Below are 20,272 nucleotides of genomic sequence, written 5' to 3' on the forward strand. Positions count from 1 at the left end.
CTGGAACCGCTCTAATTTCTACCGGCTTACAGTTTGACAGGCTGGCCCGAGCGCACGCTTTCATCTGCCGCAAGGCAGATGCGCAGCGATTGCAGCGCGTCATCCATATGTCGGTTGAGATCGATATCTTCGCGAATGGCCTTCAGCATGTAAGCCTGCTCGCGTTCACACAACTCCTGATGTCCGGGCTCGTCGGCCATCGAGAGGTCCGTATCCGGTTTCAGGAACTTTCCATCTGCTCCGCGCTCGGCGCGGTGAACACGGATGGTCGAGGTCTTGGTATGTGCGTCCACATCGTCGGACTTGGTCACGGCCTCGTTCATGACGATCGAGACGCAGCCGTTCGGCGAGATGACGTCCTTCACGAAGAAGGCCGTTTCCGACATCATCGGTCCCCAGCCCGCTTCATACCAGCCGACCGTGCCGTCATCGAATAACACCTGAAGATGGCCGTAATTATACATGTCCGGCTTGATCTCGTCGGAGAGGCGCAATCCCATGCCGCGTACTTCCACCGGCTTGGCGTCAGTGATCTGGCACATGACGTCCACATAATGCACGCCACAATCGACAATGGGCGACGTGGTGTTCATCAGGTTCTTGTGCGTCTCCCAGGTTGCGCCACTGGATTGCTGGTTGAGATTCATGCGGAAGACGTAAGGTCCGCCGAGCTGGCGTGCCTCGGAAATAAGCCGCATCCACGACGGATGATGGCGCAGAATATAGCCGATGACGAGCTTGCGCCCGTTGGCGCGTGCGCAATCGATTACCCGACGCGCATCCTCAACCGTCGTTGCCAGCGGCTTTTCCACGAACACATGCGCGCCCTGCTCCAGCGCCGCGACGGCATAATCCGCATGGCTTTCCGAATAGGTGGCGACGCAGGCGAGATCGGGCTTCAGTTCCTTCAGTGCTTCATGGAAGGAAGGATGAATTTCATAGCCTGCCAGTTCATCCGGAACAGCAACCTTGGTGCGATTGACGAGGCCGATGACCTCGAAGCCTGGATTGCGGTGGTAGGCGAGCGCATGGCTGCGGCCCATATTGCCGAGCCCGGCGGAAAGAACACGAACAGGATTTTGCATTGCAGAACTCATTTTACAGCCCCCGCGGTGATGCCGCGGATCAGCTGCCGCGAGAATATGACGTAAAGGACGAGGATCGGGAACATCGCCAGCGAAAGCGCTGACAGAACCGCATTCCAGTTGGTGACGAACTGACCGATGAACAGCTGCGAACCGAGAGTCACCGTCTTGGTGGCTTCACTTGGCGCAAGGATCAGCGGGAACCAGAGATCGTTCCAGATCGGGATCATGGTGAAGACGGCGACCGTGGCCATGGCAGGCCTGATCAACGGCAGCACCAGCTTGAAGAAGATCGCATATTCCGACATGCCGTCTATTCGCCCGGCATTCTTCAAATCGTCGGATACTGTTCGCATGAATTCCGACAGGATGAAGATCGCAAGCGGCAGACCCTGCGCGGTATAAACGAGGATCAGCGCCGTCAGCGTGTTGACCAGACCTGCGGCTACCATGCCTTGCAGCAGTGCAACCGTGCCGAGCCGGATCGGGATCATGATGCCGATGGCGAGATAAAGCCCCATCAGCGTGTTGCCCTTGAAGCGATATTCAGCGAGCGCAAAGGCTGCCATCGCACCGAACAGGATCACAAGGAAGATGCTCACCACCGTGACGATGGTGCTGTTCTGAAAATAAGTCAGGAAGGAGCCCTGTTTCAGAACCGTTTCATAGCCGATGAGGCTGAAACTTTCCGGTGTCGGAAACTGCAACGGCGTGCGGAAAATCGCATTACGATCCTTGAACGAATTGATCAGCGTCAGCGCCACCGGGAACACGGCGATCAGCATGTAGAAGATCAGGGCCGCATGAACGAGAGTGGTGCGAATGGGCGATGTGCGTGCTTTCGACATGGTCTCGTCCTTCAGAACTGGTAGCGGCGCATGCGACGCTGGATGCCGAACAGGTAGAGCGACACACCTGCCAGAATGATGAGGAACATCACGGCGGCGATGGTTGCGCCCATGGACGGATTGCCAAGCTGCAGCTGGAAGCCGAAGAAAGTACGATAAAGGAACGTGCCCAGAATATCTGTCGACTTGTCCGGTCCGGCAAGCGCACCCTGCATCGAATAGACGAGGTCGAACGCGTTGAAGTTGGCAACGAAGGTCATCACCGAGATCAGGCCGATTGAAGGCAGGATCAGCGGCAGCTTGATCTTGAAGAACTGGCTCCAACCGGTGATGCCGTCACATTCAGCGGCTTCGATGATTTCATCGGGAATATTCAGAAGAGCTGCATAGATCAGCATCATCGGAATGCCGACGAACTGCCAGACCGAGACGAGCGACACGGTGACAAGCGCCGTATCCGCCTTGCCGAGCCACGGGCCAAACAGCCATTTGAGACCGACAAGGTCCATCATCCACGGTGCGACGCCCCAGATCGGCGACAGGATCAGCTTCCAGATAAAGCCCACGATCACGAAGGACAGCAGCGTTGGGAGAAAGATCGCCGTGCGGTAGAAGGCGGCAAAACGCAGCTTCGGCAGGGACAGCATGGCTGCCAGCAGAATGCCGATCGGGTTTTGAACAAGCATGTGAATACAAAAGAATATAACGTTGTTTTTCAACGCATTCCAGAAATCGCGTGACCAGTTCGGATCACCGAAAAGTGCCTGGAAATTGGCGAACCCCACAAAAGCGCGCTGTCCGTCGACGACATTGAAGAATGCCTGCCGAAGTGTCTCGATCAATGGCAGCACCATCACCGCCGTATAGATCAGGACGCAGGGCAGAAGAAATACAAGTATATGCCAACGCCTTGGGCGCTTGTGCACAATACCTGTCATGTCGGCAGATTGGCTCATATAGGCATTCGCTCTTCAAGAGCATTTCCAGCAAAGGTATGAACCATTTGCGTTCGGAAATGCATAAAACCGATGGTTAGCGTTCTCGTTCACGAGAATGCGTGCAAACCGGGAAACAATATTTCCCATCCCTGCCCGCTCGCGTCATTTTAAACTGACACGGAATGCACCGATTGCAAAACTGCATGTCGATGCGACAGACGAAAAGATATGGGCGGCGCGCCCCCGCGATCGCCGCCCATATTGTCCCGCGTTTTTACTTCGCAGGCTTGTACCAGCTGTCCAGACCTTCCTGCAGCTTCTTCGCGGCATCTTCCGGCGTCACAGTGCCGTTGATGACGTTGGCCGACTGAACCCAGGTTTCATTTTCGAGGTTCGGCGTGCCACGCGAGAGAATCTGGTAGGTCGAACGAATGGTTGGCTTGCACTTTTCGCGCCAGGAAACGAATTCCTGTGCCAGCGGATCGCTCATCTTCACAGCCGTCGAATTGAGGCTGAAGAAGCCCGGCAGCGCATTGGCATAGATTTCAGCGAACTCAGGCGAAGATACCCAGTTCAGGAAAACCTTTGCCTGTTCTGCGTGCTTGCTCGAAGCGTTGAGGCCAAGGCCGATATCGTTGTGGTCGGAGATGTAGCAGGTATCGCCTGCATTCTTGACCGGTGGCGGGAAGGCACCCATCTTGAATTGCGCCTGCGTATTGAACAGGCCAATTTCCCACGAACCAGCCGGATAGATGGCGGCGCGGCCAAGCGTGAACAGGTTCTGGCTGTCCGGATAAGTCTGCGCTTCGAAACCGTCGCCCAGATAATCCTTCCACTTGGCAAGAACCTTGAACGGTTCGACCCACTGCGGATCGGTGAGCTTTTCTGTACCGGCGATCAGAGCCTTGCGGCCTTCCTCGCCTTTCCAGTAGGTTGGTCCGATATTCTGGTAGCCCATGGTTGCGGCTTCCCACATATCCTTCGTGCCCATGGCCATCGGGATGTAGGTGCCGTCTGCCTTGATCTTGTCGAGAGCTTCGAAGAATTCGGCTTCCGTGGTCGGAGCCTTGAGCCCCAGCTTGTCGAAGGCTTCCTGATTGTAGATGAAGCCGTGAATAACCGAAGCCATCGGCACGCAGAAGGTCTTTGAACCGTCGTCAGTGCTCCAAGCGGACTTGGCAACGTCGGAGAAGTTCTTCATGCCTTCGAGATCGGTCAGGTCGGAGAGCTTGCCCTTGTTGAAAAGCTCGAGCGACGTGTCGAACGGACGGCAGGAAATAAGGTCGCCGCCTGAACCGGCGTCGAGCTTGGCATTGAGGGCCGCGTTATACTCGGTTGGCGCACTCGGTGCGAAATTGATCTTGATGCCAGGATTCTTGGCTTCAAAAGCCGGAATGATCTTTTCCTGCCAGATCTGCAGATCGTCGTTACGCCAGCTTTCGACCGTCAACGTGACATCTTCGGCAAGCGCAGCCGATCCCGACGCCAAAAGCGTGGAACCCAGCAGCATGAGTTTCAACGTATTACGAACCATTTGACCTTCTCCCGTTTTTTAGCGCGGATGCGCAACAGAGGCGAAAGTACGCCAGACCGCTTCAGTACGATCGCTCCTCGCGTTGTGGGAAAAGTACCGGCCCCCGCCGGTGATCTCCATCCCTATCCGCGTGCTCCTCGCCCTCAGCGGCATTGCGCTCCCCTTCTGTTGAAATTAATGCCAAAAACGTACCAATTGTCCAGAGAAGTTTACAACTTTCGCGCATAAAAATTTAAAACAGTCGTTTTTCTCAAATTTTATCAACGAATTAATCAATTTTTTCTCAAGCCGACAAATCTGCTTGGTTAATGGTATTTTTTTGGTATCTTCAAGCCGGAGGTATCTTCATGACTGAATTCTTCATTGGCGTCGATGGTGGCGGCACGGGATGTCGCGCCGTGGTGGCGGGTAGCGATGGTGCGATTCTGGGTTCGGGGCGCAGCGGCTCCGCCAATATCGTCACCGATCCGCGAACGGCGCTGATCAATGTGATCGCGGCGATCGATAACGCTTTTGATGATGCCGGGCTGGACAAGACGCATTATGCGACCAGTCACGCAGTTCTCGGTCTGGCAGGCGGCAATGTCGTGGGTGCAGGCACCCCGATAGAACGCGGCCTGCCCTTCGCGCACTCCAATGTGGAGTTTGACGGCGTGATCGCCCTGCAGGGTGCGCTTGGCGATCAGGACGGCATCGTTGCCATTCTCGGCACGGGCACGGCCTATATCACACGCCGGAGCGGTCGAATTCATTCAGTCGGCGGATGGGGTTTTCCCCTGAGCGATCTCGGCAGTGGCGCGCGGCTCGGTCAAAGCTTGTTGCAGGAAAGCCTGCTCGTGCATGACGGCATTCATCCACGCACACGCCTGACGACGGACCTTTTGAACGAGTTTGACAACAATCCGGATAATCTGGTCGAATTTGCCTGGACTGCGAAGCCGGGCGACTTCGGCAAATATGCTCCACGTATTTTCCAGTATGCGAACGAGGGAGACGAAACCGCACGGATGTTGCTGGAGCGTTCTGCCAGTTATGTGAGTGAAACGCTTGACGTACTGATCAAACAGGGCGCCGAACGCATCAGCCTGCTTGGCGGCATGGCACCGCTTTATGTGGAATGGCTGCCGCCATACCAGCAGAAGCTTCTGGTCAAACCGGCGGCGGATGCTTTGACAGGCGCTCTACAACTGGCCCTCAAGCGATATGGGTCGCAAAATGGAAAGGCGCGCGAATGAGCGGAAATTTCAGCGCTTTCCTGCCCAAGAACCTGCAGGGTTCTGCTCCCTCTTCTGGTGGCCCACTCTATATGCAGCTGCGTCAGTCACTGGAGACTGCGATCCGCGCCGGGCAGCTGGTTGACGGTGAAGCCCTGCCGCCGGAACGCGACATTGCTGAATATGCCAATATCAGCCGCGTGACAGTGCGCAAGGCGGTGGATGATCTCGTCAAGGCCGGGCTTCTCGTGCGCCGTCATGGTTCGGGCACGTTCGTCGTGCGCCCGAGCGAGCGCGTGCAGCAGTCGCTCTCGATGCTGACTTCATTTACCGAAGACATGGCGCGCCGCGGCATCACCACGCAATCCAGATGGCTGGAGCGCGGCCTTTACTACCCTTCGCCTGAAGAGATGATGAAGCTGGGCGTTTCCTCGGAAACCCGCGTTGCTCGCCTCGGTCGTCTGCGCATTGCGAGTGACATGCCGCTGGCCATCGAGCGCGCAAGTCTTTCAAGCGAAATCCTGCCCGACCCGGATGCGGTCAAGGGCTCACTCTATGCCGAGCTGAGCCGCACCGGATTTCGCCCTGTGCGTGCGGTCCAGCGCATAGCAGCCTGCAACATCAAGGACCCCGACGCACGCATTCTGGGCGTCAAGGAAGGCGATGCGGGCCTGTCCATCGAACGGATTTCTTATCTGTCGTCCGGTCGGGTGGTGGAGTTTACAAAATCACTCTATCGCGGCGATGCCTATGATTTCGTAGCCGAGCTGACAATACCGCAGCCTTAGAGCGCGTTTCGATCTGATTGGATCAGATCGGCGCTCTAACTTCTTCTGTTTTAAGCATAATCTTCTCGATCCTCGTTTCACTCCGGTCGGATTATGCTCTAAGCGACCTCTATCGACGAAAACGGCCCGTTTCCGGGCCGTTTTTATTTCATGTCAGTGATGTTTCTTGCCTTCACGAGCCAGATCCGCTGTTGGATCGGCTGCGAGACGCTTGCGCGCCCGGTCATCCATCAGCTCATACCACATGGCGTTGAGCACGGCGAAAGCCGCAGCAAGCGGAAGCCCCAACAACCAGGAAAAATACCACATATCGCTTTCCTTTCTCGGTTGTTCCAAGCGCATCCTGAAAAGTTTGAAACGGTTTTCGGGATGCGCGTTGAAACGAAACTTATAGAGCGCCGATCTGATGCAATCAGATCAAAAAGCACTCTAGTAAGCGTGATTGCTGTCGTCTTCGATCATGTCCTTGTCGACCTTGCCCCACAGGACCTTGTAAACCCAGGACGTGTAGACAACGATCAGCGGCAGGAAAATGAGCGTCACAACCAGCATGATGAACAGTGTCATATGGCTGGAAGACGAATCCCATACCGTCAGGCTTGAGCGCGGATCGAGCGACGATGGCAGAATGAACGGGAACATCGACACGCCGACCGACGAAATAATGCCGAAGATCGACAGCTTTCCGAACAGCAGCGGGGCTAATTCACGACGGCTACGCAATGCGATGAAGACCGCCAGTGCCCCCAAAATGCCGAGCGCCGGAGCGATCAGCAGGACAGGATAGTTCACATAGTTGGTGAACCATGCACCGTGATCCAGTTCCACAGTCTTGCGCAGCGGATTGGATGGCCCGTCGGTGACGATGGCGCTCGTGATCCGGTAACCCGAAACCCAGAACCAGCTGACAACCCCAGCCAGCACATAGAGCACGACAGTCAGAAGAGCTGCGATGCTGCCGTAGGACCGGGCACGCGCCTGAATATCCCCGGTCGTCTTCAACATCAGCCAAGAAGCGCCATGCATGCAGAGCATCGTCACCGAAAGCACGCCGCAAAGCAGTGCAAACGGATTCAGCAGACCGAAGAACGAGCCTTCATAGAATATCTGAAAGTCGTCGGCGATACGGAATGGAACGCCCTGTAGGACATTGCCGACGGCAACGCCGAAGATAAGGGCAGGAACGAAACCGCCGATGAAAAGCGCCCAGTCCCAGCCTCTCCTCCAGGCCTCACTCTCGCGCTTGGAACGATATTTGAACCCGACCGGACGCAAGATGAGTGCGAACAGGATGACAAACATCGCCAGATAGAATCCGGAGAAAGACACCGCATAGAGCTGTGGCCAGGCGGCGAAAATAGCACCGCCCCCGAGGATCAACCAGACCTGATTGCCTTCCCAGACGGGGCCGATCGTGTTGATGATGATGCGTCGCTCGACATCGGTTTTGCCGACGACGGGCATGAGTATGTCGACACCGAGGTCGAACCCGTCCATCGCGGCAAAAGCGATCAGCAATACGCCGAGCAGCACCCACCAGATGAGACGCAGGGTTTCATAGTCCAACAAATCGCTGAGTATCATGATCCTTACTCCGCAGGTGCGATGCTGGCCGGGGCGAGCATTGCTTCCGGCTTGCTGTCGGGTTCAGGTCCAGCCTTGATAGCACGGATCATCAGGCCCATCTCGATGATGAAGAGAACCGTATAGATCGCCACGAAACCAAGTATGGTCAGCAGCACTGTGGATGCTCCGAGATTGGAAACCCCGACTGCCGTCGGCAATATGCCTTCGATGACCCATGGCTGGCGGCCGAACTCCGCGACGATCCAGCCCATTTCGGCTGCGATCCACGGTAGCGGTATCGCAAACACGGCAATCCGCAACAGGAACGGATAACGGTCGAGTTTACGACGCGCAGACAGCACGAAGAATGTGCCCGTCAACAGGATCAGGAAGAAGCCGATGCCGACCATGATGCGGAAGGCCCAGAACAGGGGCAGGACACCGGGAACGGTATCATTTGCGGCCTGTGTGATCTGTGCGTCGGTTGCCTGACGCGGATCATCGACATAGCGCTTCAGCAGAAGCGCATAGCCCATCCACTGACTGTTATCGGCAAAGACGTCCTTCACTTCCTGCGGCACGGCATTCGTGTCGCCAGCCGCACGGATTTTCTGCAAGGCGTCATAGGCGACGATGCCATTGCGGATATGGTTCTCCGCACTTTCAACAAGATCGTTGATGCCCTGAATTGGGGTGGTGAGAGAACGCGTACCGATCAGGCCCATGACCCACGGAATATGCACCGCGAAGTGGGTTTCGCGTGCTGCCTGATCCGGGAAACCGAATACGGTGAACGAAGCCGGAGCCGGTTCTGTTTCCCACATGGCTTCAATCGCCGCGATCTTCATCTTCTGATGTTCGTTGGCCAGATAGCCGCTTTCGTCACCAAGGACGACGACGGAAAGTGTCGCGGCAAGACCGAACGATGCTGCAATGGTCATCGAGCGCTTGGCGAGTTCTACCGAGCGTCCCTTGAGCAGATACCAGGCCGAAACACCGAGGACGAAAACAGACGCGGTGACATAACCGGCAGAAACCGTATGCACGAACTTGGCCTGCGCGACCGGGTTCATCAGCACTGCGAAGAAATCGGTGATTTCCATACGCATGGTTTCGGGATTGAATGCCGACCCGACCGGATTCTGCATCCAGCCATTGGCGATCAGAATCCACAGTGCCGAGAAGTTAGAACCTGCCGCGACCGCATAAGTCGCCATGAGGTGCCCGACTTTCGACAGGCGATCCCAGCCGAAGAAGAACAGACCTACGAAGGTCGCTTCAAGGAAGAAAGCCATAAGGCCTTCGATGGCGAGCGGTGCGCCGAAGATGTCGCCGACATAGTGGCTGTAATAACTCCAGTTCATGCCGAACTGGAATTCCATCACGATGCCCGTCGCGACGCCCATGACAAAGTTGATGCCAAACAGCGTACCCCAAAATTTCGTCATCTGCCGCCAGATGAGTCGCCCCGTCATCACGTAAACGGTTTCCATGATGGCAAGCAGCACGGAAAGACCCAAGGTCAGAGGTACGAAGAGGAAGTGATAAAGTGCCGTGATTGCAAACTGCAATCGCGACAGGGAGACAATATCGAGTTCCATCTCTTTAAGCCGGTAACCCGGCCCTCCTGGTGTTATGAGCGGCGCTTCAGCGCGGCCCCCTTTTGAAAACGGCGGCTTCCTGGAAACCGTACTCCGCTTCAATTTCAAATATCGGTCCAGATATGGACACGGACTTCAAATCATTTCCATGTCCGCGAAGCTCACCTCATGGTTTCGAGGATTTCGCCGAAGCGCGGCGAACTCTTACCTACAGACTCAACTAGAGCGCCTTGATTTAAAACAATGATCCGTTCGCAAATTCGCGCTTCGCGACTGATATGCGTTGCGATCAGCAATGCGCGAGAACCTGCTCTCGCCTTGAGGCGATCGAGAACATCCTGTGCGGTTGCGTTATCGAGACCTTCGGTCGGTTCATCCAGTAGCCAGAGCGGCGCATCGGTCAGGAAAAGCCGCGCCAGGGCCAGACGACGTGCTTGCCCGCCCGAAAGCCCCAACCCGCCCTCGCCCAGCATTGCGTCCAGTCCGGCAGGCAATTCATCGATAAACGCGCCAAGGCCCGCAGCCCGCAAAGCGTCAATCAGTTCCTCATCGCTCGCATCGGCACGCGCCAGCCGGAGATTGTCGCGAAGACTATCCTGAAATAGCTCTGTCCGCTGCGTGAGAAGGCGCGCGGGCAAAACCGAAACGCTGCCCTGATCAGCCGGAATTTCTCCGGCAAGGAGATTGAACAAGGTCGATTTGCCTGCGCCGCTTGTGCCGACGATGGCAATACGCTCGCCCGCTGCAATATCGAGATCGAGGTTTTTGAGGGCATCGTGATCCGCGCCCTCGTGACGAACCGACACGTTTTTCAGATGAACCGCTACGCCATTCTCAGGTTTTTTGGGTGCCGTTAGTTCAGCGTCATCGTTCAGTTGAGGTGCAACCCGCCTGGCAGCAAGTATCGTGCGCCCGAGTTCCATCGCGCCGCGCCGCAATGCTGAAAACGGCTCCATCGCACCAAGAATGATAAGCATTCCGAGCGCTGCAACTGGCGCACCGATCATTCCTGACTGCATCAGCAAACCAACGGCGACAAGGCCACCTGCAAGCAACGCAGCGTGAACAATGCCGAAACCCGCGCCGGTTACGATCTCTATGCGATTAAGCTCGCGATCCGAAGCGGCGACATAGCCGTCTGCACGGACCAAAGCCAGCTTCTGATCTTCGAGGCGCCCAGCCATAAGAAGTTCAGTCTGCCCGGCAACGAGATCGACGGTACGGGCGCGCAGCGCTTCCGTACCTTTTGCTCGTTGTCGCATGGATTTTTCGGAACGACGAGCCGCAGCAAGCGGAAGGCCCAGACCGGCAACAAGCAGGACAAGAGCAACCAGCAACCCGAAAAGGGGGCTCATCAGGCCGAGAGCGATGCCAGCCACAAGCGCGGTAGCGAGTGCAGCACCGACAGGCACCACCACGCGCAGATAAAGCGAGTCGAGTGCATCAATGTCTGCCGTCAGGCGGAACAGGAGACGCGCAGGGCGCTTCAATAGCGCGTTTGCAGCGGTCGGGCGCGCCCAGCTACGGAACAGCTTTTCGCGCAGTGCGGCAAGGATCGCAAGCGTTGCATCATGGGTGACGAGCCGCTCCAGATAACGCGAACCGGTACGCAAGATCGCCAGCAGACGAATACCGGCTGCAGGAGCGAACACATCGAACACAACCGCCGTCGCCATGCTCAAGCCCGCAATCGCCGTTGCCGTTATGAACCAGCCTGACAGGCCGAGAAGAGCGATACCGGCAAGGACCGTTACAGTAGCCGTCGCTATACCCGCAAGAAGTGCTGTCCCCTTGGTGCGGAAAAAGAGGCGCAGGATCGGTTGCAACGATTGAAAACCGTTCATTCTGCCGCCCTCCTCTGCCAGACAGGATCGTTATCCACGCTGCCGTCCAGACGGACGATACGGTCCATCCTGCGGGCAAGGGTTTCGTCATGGGTAGCGACGATGAGCGTCTTGCCTTTGGCTAGCCTGAGAAGGCTGTCGGCAATGACCTTCGCGGTTTCCTGGTCAAGATGGGCTGTAGGTTCATCGGCCAGGATAATATCGGCATTGAGATCAACTGCCGCTCGAGACAGCGCCAGCCGCAGGGCTTCGCCACCGGATATTCCCGCACCGTTCTCGCCGATGAGACTGTTGCCGGTGACACCCAGAACATGACCGAGCGCCATGTCATCAATGATGGCTTTGGTGGTTTCCACATCGGCTTGCCGACCGAGCGTGATGTTCTGACGAGCAGAACCGGCAAAGATATGCGGCTTCTGTCCGATCCAGCTCATCCTTGAGCGAAGCGCCTCTGCTGTATCTTCGGCCAACCCGATCCCACCGATTTCAATTTGGCCAGTTTGAGGAGCCGTCAGCCCGGCAACAAGGGCCAGAACAGTCGATTTCCCATAGCCGCTCGGCGCCAGCAGAGCCACGTGCTCGCCTGCCGCAATATCGAGATTGAATGCGGTGAGAACCTTGCCCCCAGTCCCATAACCAAAGTCGATATTGTGTAGAGTTACGGTAGGAGCATCACCAGTTGCTGCGTGGCTTCCAACCTTGCCGACAATTGGCATCGGATGTTCAGCCAGCTTTTCCAGTGCATCAATTGAAGCTTCGCCCGCTGCACGGTCGTGCCAGACCGCTGAAAGATCGCGCAATGGTTCGAAGAATGCAGGCGATAGAAGCAGGACGAAAAGACCTTCGGCCAAAGTCAGCTTATGGCCCCACGCTCCGAAGTTGAGCTGGCCCAGCAGATGGAAGCCGATATAAACCGCGACCATGGCAACGCCGATAGCAGCGAAGAGTTCAAGCACAGCCGAAGACAGAAATGCGATGCGCAGGACAGTCATCGTCTTGGAACGCAAGGTTTCGGCGTTCTGGCGCAGCCGGTTCGCCGTCGCGTCCACGGCATGGAATGTGCGAATGGTTGCAAGGCCCCGCAGACGGTCAAGCAGAAAGCCGTTCATTCCACCAAGGGCTGTCAGTTGCTTTTCGCTGGCCGCCTTTGCACGCCAGCCGATCAATGCCATAAAGATCGGTATCAGCGGTGCGGCCACCATCAGGACAAGTGCTGCAGCCCAGGAATACCAGAGTACGACGGCAAGTATTGCGAATGGGATCAGCATCACGCGGATGCGGACCGGCACAAAGCGCGAAAGATAGGGAACGACCATTTCCGCCTGTTCGGCAAGAATGCTTGCCGCCTCACCGGATGACGGGCGCGTCACATCAAGCGGTGAACGTTGCGCAAGCGCTGAAACAGCATTGGTTCGAAGTCGGGAAAGTTCCAGTCGGGCGGCGTCGAAAGCTTTGGTAGCGCCTGCACTATCAAGAAGGCTGCGCAGACAGCCGAGAACGAATATGCCCGCCGCGCTGTAATAGATGGAATTATCGAAGCCGGTGTCGGCCAGTCGTCCGATTGCGTATGCGAGAATGCCCGCTTGCGGCAGCCACAAAAGTGCGGCTAACGCCTGAAGATATGCCCCCCGCTTCAGCAAAGACGGAACAGGACGACGCTGCGAGCGGCGCGAACCTTGTTGGTCGCTTGCCGCTTCGCCGTCTTCTGCCGTCAAAGTTTCCGTTCGGGGGACAACGGATGTCACTCTCTCTTAGGCTCCTTTTTGGCCGATGTTCGCCCGCGTCCGAGCGCCACGATCCTGTCCGTGGTTTCAAGGAAGCGGGTCACCTTGGCGCCAAGCGCCAGAAGACTTGTCAAACGGTCGGTATCGAGTCGCTTGACGTCGTCGTACCAGTTGGTCAGCCTTTCGATCAGGCCGTACATGTCCTTCATGCGATCCTGCGCATAAAGATCGCTGTCGCCTTTCGGCTGCTCCATCAGGATTTCACGCAGAACCGAGAGCGTGGGATCGATCTCGCGCTTCTTGCGCTCTTCAGCGAGCGTGCGCAGAATCTGCCACACATCGTCGGGCGTCGTGAAGAAATCGCGGCGATCACCGGGAATGTGCTTCAGCAGCACCAGATTCCAGCCCTGCAATTCACGAATACCCATGGACACATTCGAACGTGACACACCGAGAGCATCGACGATCTGGTCAGCGCAAAGAGGCTCAGGCGACACGTAAAGCAGTGCATAAATCTGCCCCACCGTGCGGTTGATGCCCCAACGGCTGCCCATTTCTCCGAAGTGGAGCACGAACGACTGAACGATTGGCGACAATTCCAAAATTCTCTCTCCCGTAAATTCTGAATTTTCAGAAATTACTGAAATTCAGATAATTCAAATGGCTTGAACCTTCAATCCGTTTGTCCCGGGCGAAAGCCCGAATGGACAATTGGCCGCAGCCCCGGACACTCCTCCAAATGCCCGAAAACACGATAGGCCACCGCTTCCGCTCCGCAGTCGGTGGGCAGTCAGGCCAGAGATTCGGCAAATGGCAGATAATGTTTCCGATCGGCAGGATAGCCGGTCTTGAAGCGAACTCCAAAACAGGTCTCCGGTCAGCCCGGAAGCAACAGCCGCCGCTTCCATGACGGAGCGGCGAATTTCCCCATTTGGTGCGACGGAAAACGCAAGCTTTCCGCCCTCTCCGCACCCTCAAGCATGATACCTACAGACCTATAGCGGGTCGGAAGATGAAGGCAGCTCCTTGCTGTCCTGCGTTCTGTCGCGATGGATCACGGCGCGGCTGAGCAGCATGAGCGTTACCGGCGTTGTGATGACCACAAAGACGGTAATCAGCACTTCATGCAGAATCGGCTTCGATTGCAAGATGGAGAAAAATATGATCGAGGCGATCAAGATTCCGCCAGCACCAAACGACGAGCCAAGCGTGGGGGCGTGAACACGCTCGTAAAAGCTTTTGAAGCGGACGAGTCCGATGCATCCGACGAGTGTCAGGAAGGCGCCGGAGACCAGAAAAAACGCAATGATCACAGCGGCCCATACGGGAAGTTCACCTGCATTGATCATTCGATCACCTCCCCGCGCATGAGGAATTTTGAAAGTGCCACGGTGGCAACGAAACCCAGAAGAGCGATAATCAGCGCCGTCTCAAAATAGATGATGCTGCCCGTACGTATGCCGAACGTGATCAGGAGAAGCAGCGCGTTGAGGTAGAGCGCATCGGCCGCAAGAATGCGATCCTGCGCACGCGGGCCTACAAGCAGCCGATAAACTACACAAGCCAGAGCGCCAAGAAGCATCAGCTGAGCAGCAAGCAGGGACCAGAAGATAATGACTGCACTCATGCGGATTTCTCCTCTTCCATGACGTCTGCCGCTCCGAATATCTTGATGAGCGGCTGCTCATATCTTCCCTTGATCGTGTCCCGCCACGCCTGCGCATCATCCAGATCGAGTACGTGGATGGTCAGTTCGTGCCTTGCAGCGTTGTAATCCACCCAGGCCGTGCCCGGCGTCGCTGTGATTATGCAGGCGAGAACGGCAAGAGCGGTCCGGTTTTCCAGATCAAGCTGGATAACGACAAAGCCCGGACGTCGCTTACGCTTGCGTGACAGAATGATGCCAGCCACCGCGATATTGGATTGCAGGATGTCATAGCTCATGGTGCCGAACAGCAAGAGCATCGTCGGGATCGAACGAATATGGTTCTTCTGCGGTTGCAGGGCCGTCATGATGAGACAAGCCACGAGCGCGATGATCGCACCAAGCAGGAGCTGTGCCCGTGTGAAGCCGTTCAAAAGCAGCCAGAACAGAAGCAACGAGGCGAACAGAAGCGGGTAAGGCAGGATCTTTTTCACTGTGCCCCCTCCGTTTCGGTGCCTGCACGGGGCGCATTGAGGACACTGCTGATATAAGATGCGGGATTGTGCAGCGAACGCGCCGTTTCATCCATATAACGCATCGCCGGGCCGGCAGCGATTGTCAGCGCCAGACAGATTGCCAGAAGCCCCGCAATCGGCACGACTTCCCGGACCAGAACGCGTGGCACGTTGCCTTCGAGCGATGCCCAAAACGTGCGAATGCCGGTACGTGTCATCGCGATCAGCGCTGAAAGACCAGACAGCAGAAGGAGCGCGACCAAAGCCCAGCTTGCCGGACTGACTGGCATTGCGAGCTGCGGTGTCGGACTGTCGCCGTTGAAAACCGCTGCCAGGATCAGGAATTTGGCAATGAATCCAGAGAATGGCGGCAGGCCGATCAGCAATATCGCGCAAATGCCGAAGAACGTTCCCAGGACGGCAAGGGTTGCGGGCAACACAGCCCCGACTTCGTCTTCGTCTTCTTCCTCCTCATCGTCACCATAGGCTTCCATGGTAACGGCGAGAACGTTTGCAGCCGCATCCTGACCGCGTTCGATCAGTTCGATCAGCAGGAAAAAAGCCGCGATGGTAAGCGTGGAACTCACCATATAGAACAGCGCGGCGCCGGTCATGGCGGTGTTACCGCTGCCAATGGCAGCCAGCAACGTGCCCGAGGATACGAGGATACTATAGCTGGCAAGACGTCCCATTGCTTGCGATGCGACCACCCCGATCAGGCCGAAGGCCAGTGTGACCATTCCACCGAAATAGAGCCAGTCATTGCCGAAACCATAGGAAGAACCGGCACCGATGCCGAACATCAGAGGCGACAGGCGCAAAAGGACGTAAATGCCGACCTTGCTCATGATGGCGAAGACCGCCGCCACCGGTGCTGCTGCTGCCGTATAGGTTGGCGCAAGCCAGAAATTGAGCGGCCACATGCCTGCCTTGACGAGGAAGGCAACGCCCAGAACCGCAGCACCTGCTTCAAGCAGCATACGATCTTCAGCTGCGACCTGCGGAATTCTCTGTGCAAGATCGGCCATATTCAAGGTGCCGGTCACGCCATAGATCAGGCTGACGCCGATCAGAAACAGAGACGACGCGACGAGATTGACGGCAATATAATGCATGCCGGCCTTTACGCGCGCCGGACCTGATCCATGCAGCGCCAGGCCGTAGGATGCCGCCAGCATCACTTCGAAGAACACGAAGAGGTTGAACAGATCACCAGTCAGAAATGCGCCGTTCAGCCCCATCAGCAAAAGCTGGAAGATTGTATGGAAATGCGGGCTGGCTTTGTGCCAGTGCGCGAGTGCGAAGCTGAGTGAAGCCATGCCGAGCAGGCTGGTCAGCACAAGCATAAGGGCCGCGAGACGATCCAGAACCAGCACGATGCCGAACGGTGCGGGCCAGTTGCCGATCAGGTAAACCAGAGCGTCAGGGGCCCTGTTGCTCGCCATGCCAGCAAGCATGATGGCAATCGCGATCAAACCCAATGTCGAGATGGAGTTGATGGCCATCTTGAGCTTGCGCTTGCGCTCATCGAACAGCAGCAAGACAGCTGCCGTGACGAGCGGCAGAATGATTGGAGCAACGATGAGGTGCGTTTTCCAGTCCAACATCAGTTCTCCTTGCCGTCCACGTGGTCCGTACGCGTCAACCCGCGCGAAGCGAGCAGCACGACAAGGAAAAGTGCGGTCATTGCGAAACCGATGACGATGGCGGTCAGTACGAGCGCCTGTGGTACCGGATCGGTATATTGTGCGGCCTGAACGTCAACACCGCTATCGAGCACCGGGGCAGCATTCGTGCGCAAGCGTCCCATCGAAAAGATGAAGAGATTGACCGCGTAGGAAATCAGCGACAGACCGATTGCCACCTGGAAGGTACGCGGGCGAAGAATGAGCCAAACGCCGGATGCCATCAACACGCCGATCGCCAGAGCAAGAACGAGTTCCATCAGTTCTCCTCCTTCGTTGCGGCGAGCTTCTCGACACGGTGTTTACGGAGTGATTGGTGTGCGAGTGCAATTAAAACCAGCACGGTAGCGCCAACCACGAGGGTGAAGACGCCAAGATCGAACAGCAGTGCGCTGGCTGTCGGCATTTTTCCGATATGCGGTATTTCCGTATATTGGAAGAATGTGGTGAGGAACGGATAGCCGAAGAACCACGACCCCGCGCCTGTTGCCGCTGCAAACAGCAAACCCAACCCGATCCAGCGCAAGGGCAGAATGCGCAAGCGATCTTCCACCACACGCGCGCCTGACGCCAGATATTGCAGCAAAAATGCAATTGCGAGCGTAATACCGGCCGCAAATCCGCCACCTGGCAGATCATGACCGCGCAGGAACAGATGCACTGCCAGCACAATGATAACCGGGAACAACCATTGCATGATGACGGACGGCACGGCCAGATAATCGGCCAGTGTTTCACCTGCCTTGCGGTCAGGCGCTGCCTCGTCATAGGCGTCCTGGATTTTCTGCTGGGCTGTCGATCCGGTTGTGTCAGGGGCAGGACGGAAACGACGCAGGAGCGCAAAAACCGTGAGGCCCACGATGCCGAGGACGGCAATTTCACCAAACGTATCGAAAGCACGGAAGTCGACCAGAATGACGTTCACGACATTCTTGCCACCGCCGCCTGAATAGGCGTTTTCGAGGAAATAGTCGCCGATGCTGCTGGGCGAAATACGCGTCATAACAGCATAGGCGATGACAGCGACCCCTGCCCCGCTGCCGATTGCAAGCAGCAAGTCGCGATAACGGCGGATGCGCGGACCTATCTGCACCGGGAGCGGATCAGGATCCTCCCAACGCTTCGGCAGCCAGCGAAGCCCGAGCAGCAGCAGAACAGTGGTGACGATCTCGACCAGCAACTGGGTCACAGCAAGATCGGGCGCGGACAGCCAGACGAAGGTGATGCAGGTAACGAGCCCCGCCCCTCCGAGGAGGATCAACGCCGCAAGTCGGTGGTACTTGGCCTGATAGGCCGCGCCGATAGCACAGGCGCCACCAAGTATCCAAAGTCCGGCAAAAATCGGGTCCACGGGCTGGGCGCCAAGCGAACCTGACTGCAAGCCGGAAACGAAAATCGGCCAGGCAGCTGCAAGGACGGCCACCGCAACCACGATACGGAGCTGCGGCTGCAGACGACGCGTGCTGAGGAAGGATTCTGCCTTACGTGCCCAGTTCCATGACAAGGTCACGAGAACACGTTCGAAAATGCGCTGCCCTTGCAAATGTCGGAATAAGGGGGGGCCGTCTTCACTGGTGGCAAGATAGTTTTTCAGCATCCAGTGCAGAAGAATACCGCCGATCATGGCGACGATACTCATCATCAGCGGCAGGTTGAATCCGTGCCAGACCGAGAGACTATATTCAGGCGTCGCCTTGCCCAGCACCGACAGAACTGCCGAATGCAGGAACGGTCCGATGGAAAGGCCCGGAATGATGCCTATCAACAGGCAAAGCAGCACCAGAAGTTCAATGGGACGACGCATCCAGTGCGGCGGTTCGTGCGGCTCATGCGGCAGGTCATGCGGTGGTGGTCCGAAGAACGTCGAATAAATAAAGCGCACCGAATAGGCGACCGTAAAGATACCGGCAATCGTGGCGACATAGGGCGTGATCGTATCAAGCCACGACGCCATGTGCGTTTCCACCGCCTCAGCGAAGAACATTTCCTTGGAAATAAAGCCGTTGAGCAACGGTACGCCTGCCATTGCCGCACTCGCGACCATGGCGAGCGTTGCTGTATAGGGCATGGGACGCAACAGCCCGCTCAACTTTCGCATGTCGCGCGTGCCGGTCTCATGATCGATGATGCCCGCAGCCATGAACAGCGATGCCTTGAAAATCGCATGGTTGACCATGTGAAAGATCGCGGCAACCGCAGCAAGTGGGCTGCCAAGAGAAAGCAGAACGGTAATCAGACCAAGGTTACTGATGGTCGAATAGGCAAGCAGCCCTTTGAGGTCCTGCTGGAAAACTGCGAAGAAGCTGGCAATCAGAAGCGTGATCAGCCCTGCCGAACCGACGATCCAGAACCACTCTTCCGTTCCGCTGAGAACCGGCCACAGGCGCGCCAGCAGGAAGACTCCGGCCTTCACCATGGTGGCCGAATGCAGATAGGCCGAAACGGGCGTTGGCGCTGCCATCGCATTGGGAAGCCAGAAGTGGAACGGAAACTGCGCGCTTTTCGTGAATGCTCCGAGCAGGATCAGAATGAGCGCCACGCTATAAAGCGGATGTGTCCGAACGATGTTCCCCGCTGCCAGAACTGTGTCGAGATCGTAGCTTCCGACAATATGGCCGAGGATCAGAACGCCTGCCAGCAGACAGAAACCACCGATACCCGTCACGGTCAGCGCCATGCGTGCGCCGTCGCGGGCACTGGCATTATGATACCAATAGCCGATCAGCAGGAACGAGAAGATGCTGGTCAGCTCCCAGAACACGGCGAGCAATATCAGATTGCCGGATAGAACTACGCCGAGCATCGATCCCATAAAGGACAGCAGGAACGAGAAGAACCTCGGCACGGGATCTTCGGGCGACATGTAATAACGCGCATAAATGACGACCAGCAGGCCGATACCCGTGATGAGCATCGCGAAAAGCCAGGCGAAGCCATCCATTCGGAAGGTGACATTGAGGCCATAGGCCGGAAGCCATTCCACAGTGCCATGAAGCACCTTGCCGTCCGACACGATGGGATAAAGGCTGGCGGTGACAATAAAGGCAACAAGCGCAATCGCTGCCGTAAACCAGGCCGAACCGCTACGATCCGCCCCCCTGAATAAGCCGGTTATGGCGCTGCCAAGAAATGGTAGAAGGACAAGCAGGAAAAGCATTCTGCCGTCCATCGTCATGCGCCACAGGCCTCCTAGCCGAAATCAAGGTTGATCCGAAGCAGGCACCGCTCAAGAAAACAGCAACAGAATCGCTCCGGCAAGTTGTAGTGAGGAATCATATATTCCGA

General features: G+C 56.7%; 18 protein-coding genes. 2 read left to right on the forward strand and 16 right to left on the reverse strand.

All coding sequences use genetic code 11. The features are described from left to right. Nucleotides 1–26: 26 nt before the first annotated feature. The 4 genes from KWJ32_RS03360 to KWJ32_RS03375 form a co-directional block, all read right to left on the reverse strand. Nucleotides 27–1,097, reverse strand: coding sequence for a Gfo/Idh/MocA family oxidoreductase (locus tag KWJ32_RS03360; RefSeq protein ID WP_012092947.1), 1,071 nt, complete (start codon nt 1,095–1,097; stop codon nt 27–29). Continuing rightward, on the reverse strand, nt 1,094–1,933 hold the full coding sequence (locus tag KWJ32_RS03365) for a carbohydrate ABC transporter permease (protein WP_010658746.1): 840 nt from the start codon (nt 1,931–1,933) through the stop codon (nt 1,094–1,096). Before KWJ32_RS03365 ends, KWJ32_RS03360 begins: the two co-directional genes overlap by 4 nt. Nucleotides 1,934–1,944: 11 nt before the next feature. After that, entirely contained in the window at nt 1,945–2,889 is a 945-nt protein-coding gene (locus KWJ32_RS03370) for a sugar ABC transporter permease (protein WP_010658745.1), read from the reverse strand. A gap of 256 nt (nt 2,890–3,145) precedes the next feature. Continuing rightward, a complete protein-coding gene (locus tag KWJ32_RS03375; protein WP_010658744.1) occupies nt 3,146–4,405 on the reverse strand; it encodes an ABC transporter substrate-binding protein in 1,260 nt (419 codons plus the stop codon). Between the two features lie 347 nt (nt 4,406–4,752). Here KWJ32_RS03375 and KWJ32_RS03380 point away from each other — a divergent pair, with 347 nt between their 5' ends. Together KWJ32_RS03380 and KWJ32_RS03385 are read left to right on the forward strand one after the other, a co-directional pair. Beyond that, on the forward strand, nt 4,753–5,640 hold the full coding sequence (locus KWJ32_RS03380) for an N-acetylglucosamine kinase (protein ID WP_012092946.1): 888 nt from the start codon (nt 4,753–4,755) through the stop codon (nt 5,638–5,640). Beyond that, nucleotides 5,637–6,407 (forward strand): GntR family transcriptional regulator, encoded by a 771-nt coding sequence (locus tag KWJ32_RS03385; protein ID WP_012092945.1) that lies wholly within the window; start codon nt 5,637–5,639, stop codon nt 6,405–6,407. The genes KWJ32_RS03380 and KWJ32_RS03385 overlap by 4 nt, the downstream gene beginning before the upstream one ends. A 153-nt stretch (nt 6,408–6,560) precedes the next feature. Here KWJ32_RS03385 and cydX read toward each other — a convergent pair whose 3' ends face one another. The 12 genes from cydX to KWJ32_RS03445 form a co-directional block, all read right to left on the reverse strand. Beyond that, nucleotides 6,561–6,716, reverse strand: coding sequence for a cytochrome bd-I oxidase subunit CydX (cydX, locus tag KWJ32_RS03390; RefSeq protein ID WP_029375948.1), 156 nt, complete (start codon nt 6,714–6,716; stop codon nt 6,561–6,563). A 120-nt stretch (nt 6,717–6,836) separates the two neighbouring features. Beyond that, nucleotides 6,837–7,991, reverse strand: a complete 1,155-nt coding sequence (gene cydB / locus KWJ32_RS03395) for a cytochrome d ubiquinol oxidase subunit II (protein ID WP_010658740.1) — start codon at nt 7,989–7,991, stop codon at nt 6,837–6,839. Between the two features lie 5 nt (nt 7,992–7,996). Then, a complete protein-coding gene (locus KWJ32_RS03400) occupies nt 7,997–9,574 on the reverse strand; it encodes a cytochrome ubiquinol oxidase subunit I (RefSeq protein WP_012092944.1) in 1,578 nt (525 codons plus the stop codon). 161 nt (nt 9,575–9,735) lie between these two features. Next, a complete protein-coding gene (gene cydC / locus KWJ32_RS03405; protein ID WP_012092943.1) occupies nt 9,736–11,418 on the reverse strand; it encodes a thiol reductant ABC exporter subunit CydC in 1,683 nt (560 codons plus the stop codon). Then, nucleotides 11,415–13,163 (reverse strand): thiol reductant ABC exporter subunit CydD, encoded by a 1,749-nt coding sequence (gene cydD, locus KWJ32_RS03410; protein WP_012092942.1) that lies wholly within the window; start codon nt 13,161–13,163, stop codon nt 11,415–11,417. The genes cydC and cydD overlap by 4 nt, the downstream gene beginning before the upstream one ends. Then, nucleotides 13,160–13,744 carry a GbsR/MarR family transcriptional regulator gene (locus KWJ32_RS03415; RefSeq protein ID WP_012092941.1) on the reverse strand — a complete coding sequence of 195 codons (585 nt, stop codon included), beginning with the start codon at nt 13,742–13,744 and terminating at the stop codon, nt 13,160–13,162. Before KWJ32_RS03415 ends, cydD begins: the two co-directional genes overlap by 4 nt. Nucleotides 13,745–14,137: 393 nt before the next feature. Then, nucleotides 14,138–14,491, reverse strand: coding sequence for a monovalent cation/H(+) antiporter subunit G (gene mnhG, locus KWJ32_RS03420; protein ID WP_012092939.1), 354 nt, complete (start codon nt 14,489–14,491; stop codon nt 14,138–14,140). Then, entirely contained in the window at nt 14,488–14,769 is a 282-nt protein-coding gene (locus tag KWJ32_RS03425; RefSeq protein ID WP_010658733.1) for a K+/H+ antiporter subunit F, read from the reverse strand. Before KWJ32_RS03425 ends, mnhG begins: the two co-directional genes overlap by 4 nt. After that, complete coding sequence (locus tag KWJ32_RS03430) at nt 14,766–15,281, reverse strand: Na+/H+ antiporter subunit E (protein WP_010658732.1); 516 nt, start codon at nt 15,279–15,281, stop codon at nt 14,766–14,768. The genes KWJ32_RS03425 and KWJ32_RS03430 overlap by 4 nt, the downstream gene beginning before the upstream one ends. Next, nucleotides 15,278–16,906: a monovalent cation/H+ antiporter subunit D gene (locus tag KWJ32_RS03435; protein WP_040128694.1), complete on the reverse strand. Its 1,629-nt coding sequence runs from the start codon at nt 16,904–16,906 to the stop codon at nt 15,278–15,280. Before KWJ32_RS03435 ends, KWJ32_RS03430 begins: the two co-directional genes overlap by 4 nt. 2 nt (nt 16,907–16,908) lie before the next feature. Next, nucleotides 16,909–17,247 (reverse strand): Na+/H+ antiporter subunit C, encoded by a 339-nt coding sequence (locus KWJ32_RS03440; protein WP_010658730.1) that lies wholly within the window; start codon nt 17,245–17,247, stop codon nt 16,909–16,911. Next, nucleotides 17,247–20,162 (reverse strand): monovalent cation/H+ antiporter subunit A, encoded by a 2,916-nt coding sequence (locus tag KWJ32_RS03445; protein ID WP_010658729.1) that lies wholly within the window; start codon nt 20,160–20,162, stop codon nt 17,247–17,249. Before KWJ32_RS03445 ends, KWJ32_RS03440 begins: the two co-directional genes overlap by 1 nt. Nucleotides 20,163–20,272 lie beyond the last annotated feature (110 nt).

Origin of the sequence: Ochrobactrum sp. BTU2 (assembly GCF_024539785.1) — a bacterium.
Classification (GTDB): domain Bacteria; phylum Pseudomonadota; class Alphaproteobacteria; order Rhizobiales; family Rhizobiaceae; genus Brucella; species Brucella anthropi.

Coding starts and splice junctions, on each gene's coding strand:
- KWJ32_RS03425 (WP_010658733.1), bottom strand. CDS start 14,769: ATGAGTGCAGTCATTATCTTCTGGTCCCTGCTTGCTGCTCAGCTGATG.
- KWJ32_RS03375 (WP_010658744.1), bottom strand. CDS start 4,405: ATGGTTCGTAATACGTTGAAACTCATGCTGCTGGGTTCCACGCTTTTG.
- KWJ32_RS03385 (WP_012092945.1), top strand. CDS start 5,637: ATGAGCGGAAATTTCAGCGCTTTCCTGCCCAAGAACCTGCAGGGTTCT.
- cydC (WP_012092943.1), bottom strand. CDS start 11,418: ATGAACGGTTTTCAATCGTTGCAACCGATCCTGCGCCTCTTTTTCCGC.
- KWJ32_RS03380 (WP_012092946.1), top strand. CDS start 4,753: ATGACTGAATTCTTCATTGGCGTCGATGGTGGCGGCACGGGATGTCGC.
- KWJ32_RS03365 (WP_010658746.1), bottom strand. CDS start 1,933: ATGTCGAAAGCACGCACATCGCCCATTCGCACCACTCTCGTTCATGCG.
- KWJ32_RS03440 (WP_010658730.1), bottom strand. CDS start 17,247: ATGGAACTCGTTCTTGCTCTGGCGATCGGCGTGTTGATGGCATCCGGC.
- cydB (WP_010658740.1), bottom strand. CDS start 7,991: ATGATACTCAGCGATTTGTTGGACTATGAAACCCTGCGTCTCATCTGG.
- KWJ32_RS03360 (WP_012092947.1), bottom strand. CDS start 1,097: ATGAGTTCTGCAATGCAAAATCCTGTTCGTGTTCTTTCCGCCGGGCTC.
- KWJ32_RS03400 (WP_012092944.1), bottom strand. CDS start 9,574: ATGGAACTCGATATTGTCTCCCTGTCGCGATTGCAGTTTGCAATCACG.
- mnhG (WP_012092939.1), bottom strand. CDS start 14,491: ATGATCAATGCAGGTGAACTTCCCGTATGGGCCGCTGTGATCATTGCG.
- KWJ32_RS03370 (WP_010658745.1), bottom strand. CDS start 2,889: ATGAGCCAATCTGCCGACATGACAGGTATTGTGCACAAGCGCCCAAGG.
- cydX (WP_029375948.1), bottom strand. CDS start 6,716: ATGTGGTATTTTTCCTGGTTGTTGGGGCTTCCGCTTGCTGCGGCTTTC.
- KWJ32_RS03445 (WP_010658729.1), bottom strand. CDS start 20,162: ATGACGATGGACGGCAGAATGCTTTTCCTGCTTGTCCTTCTACCATTT.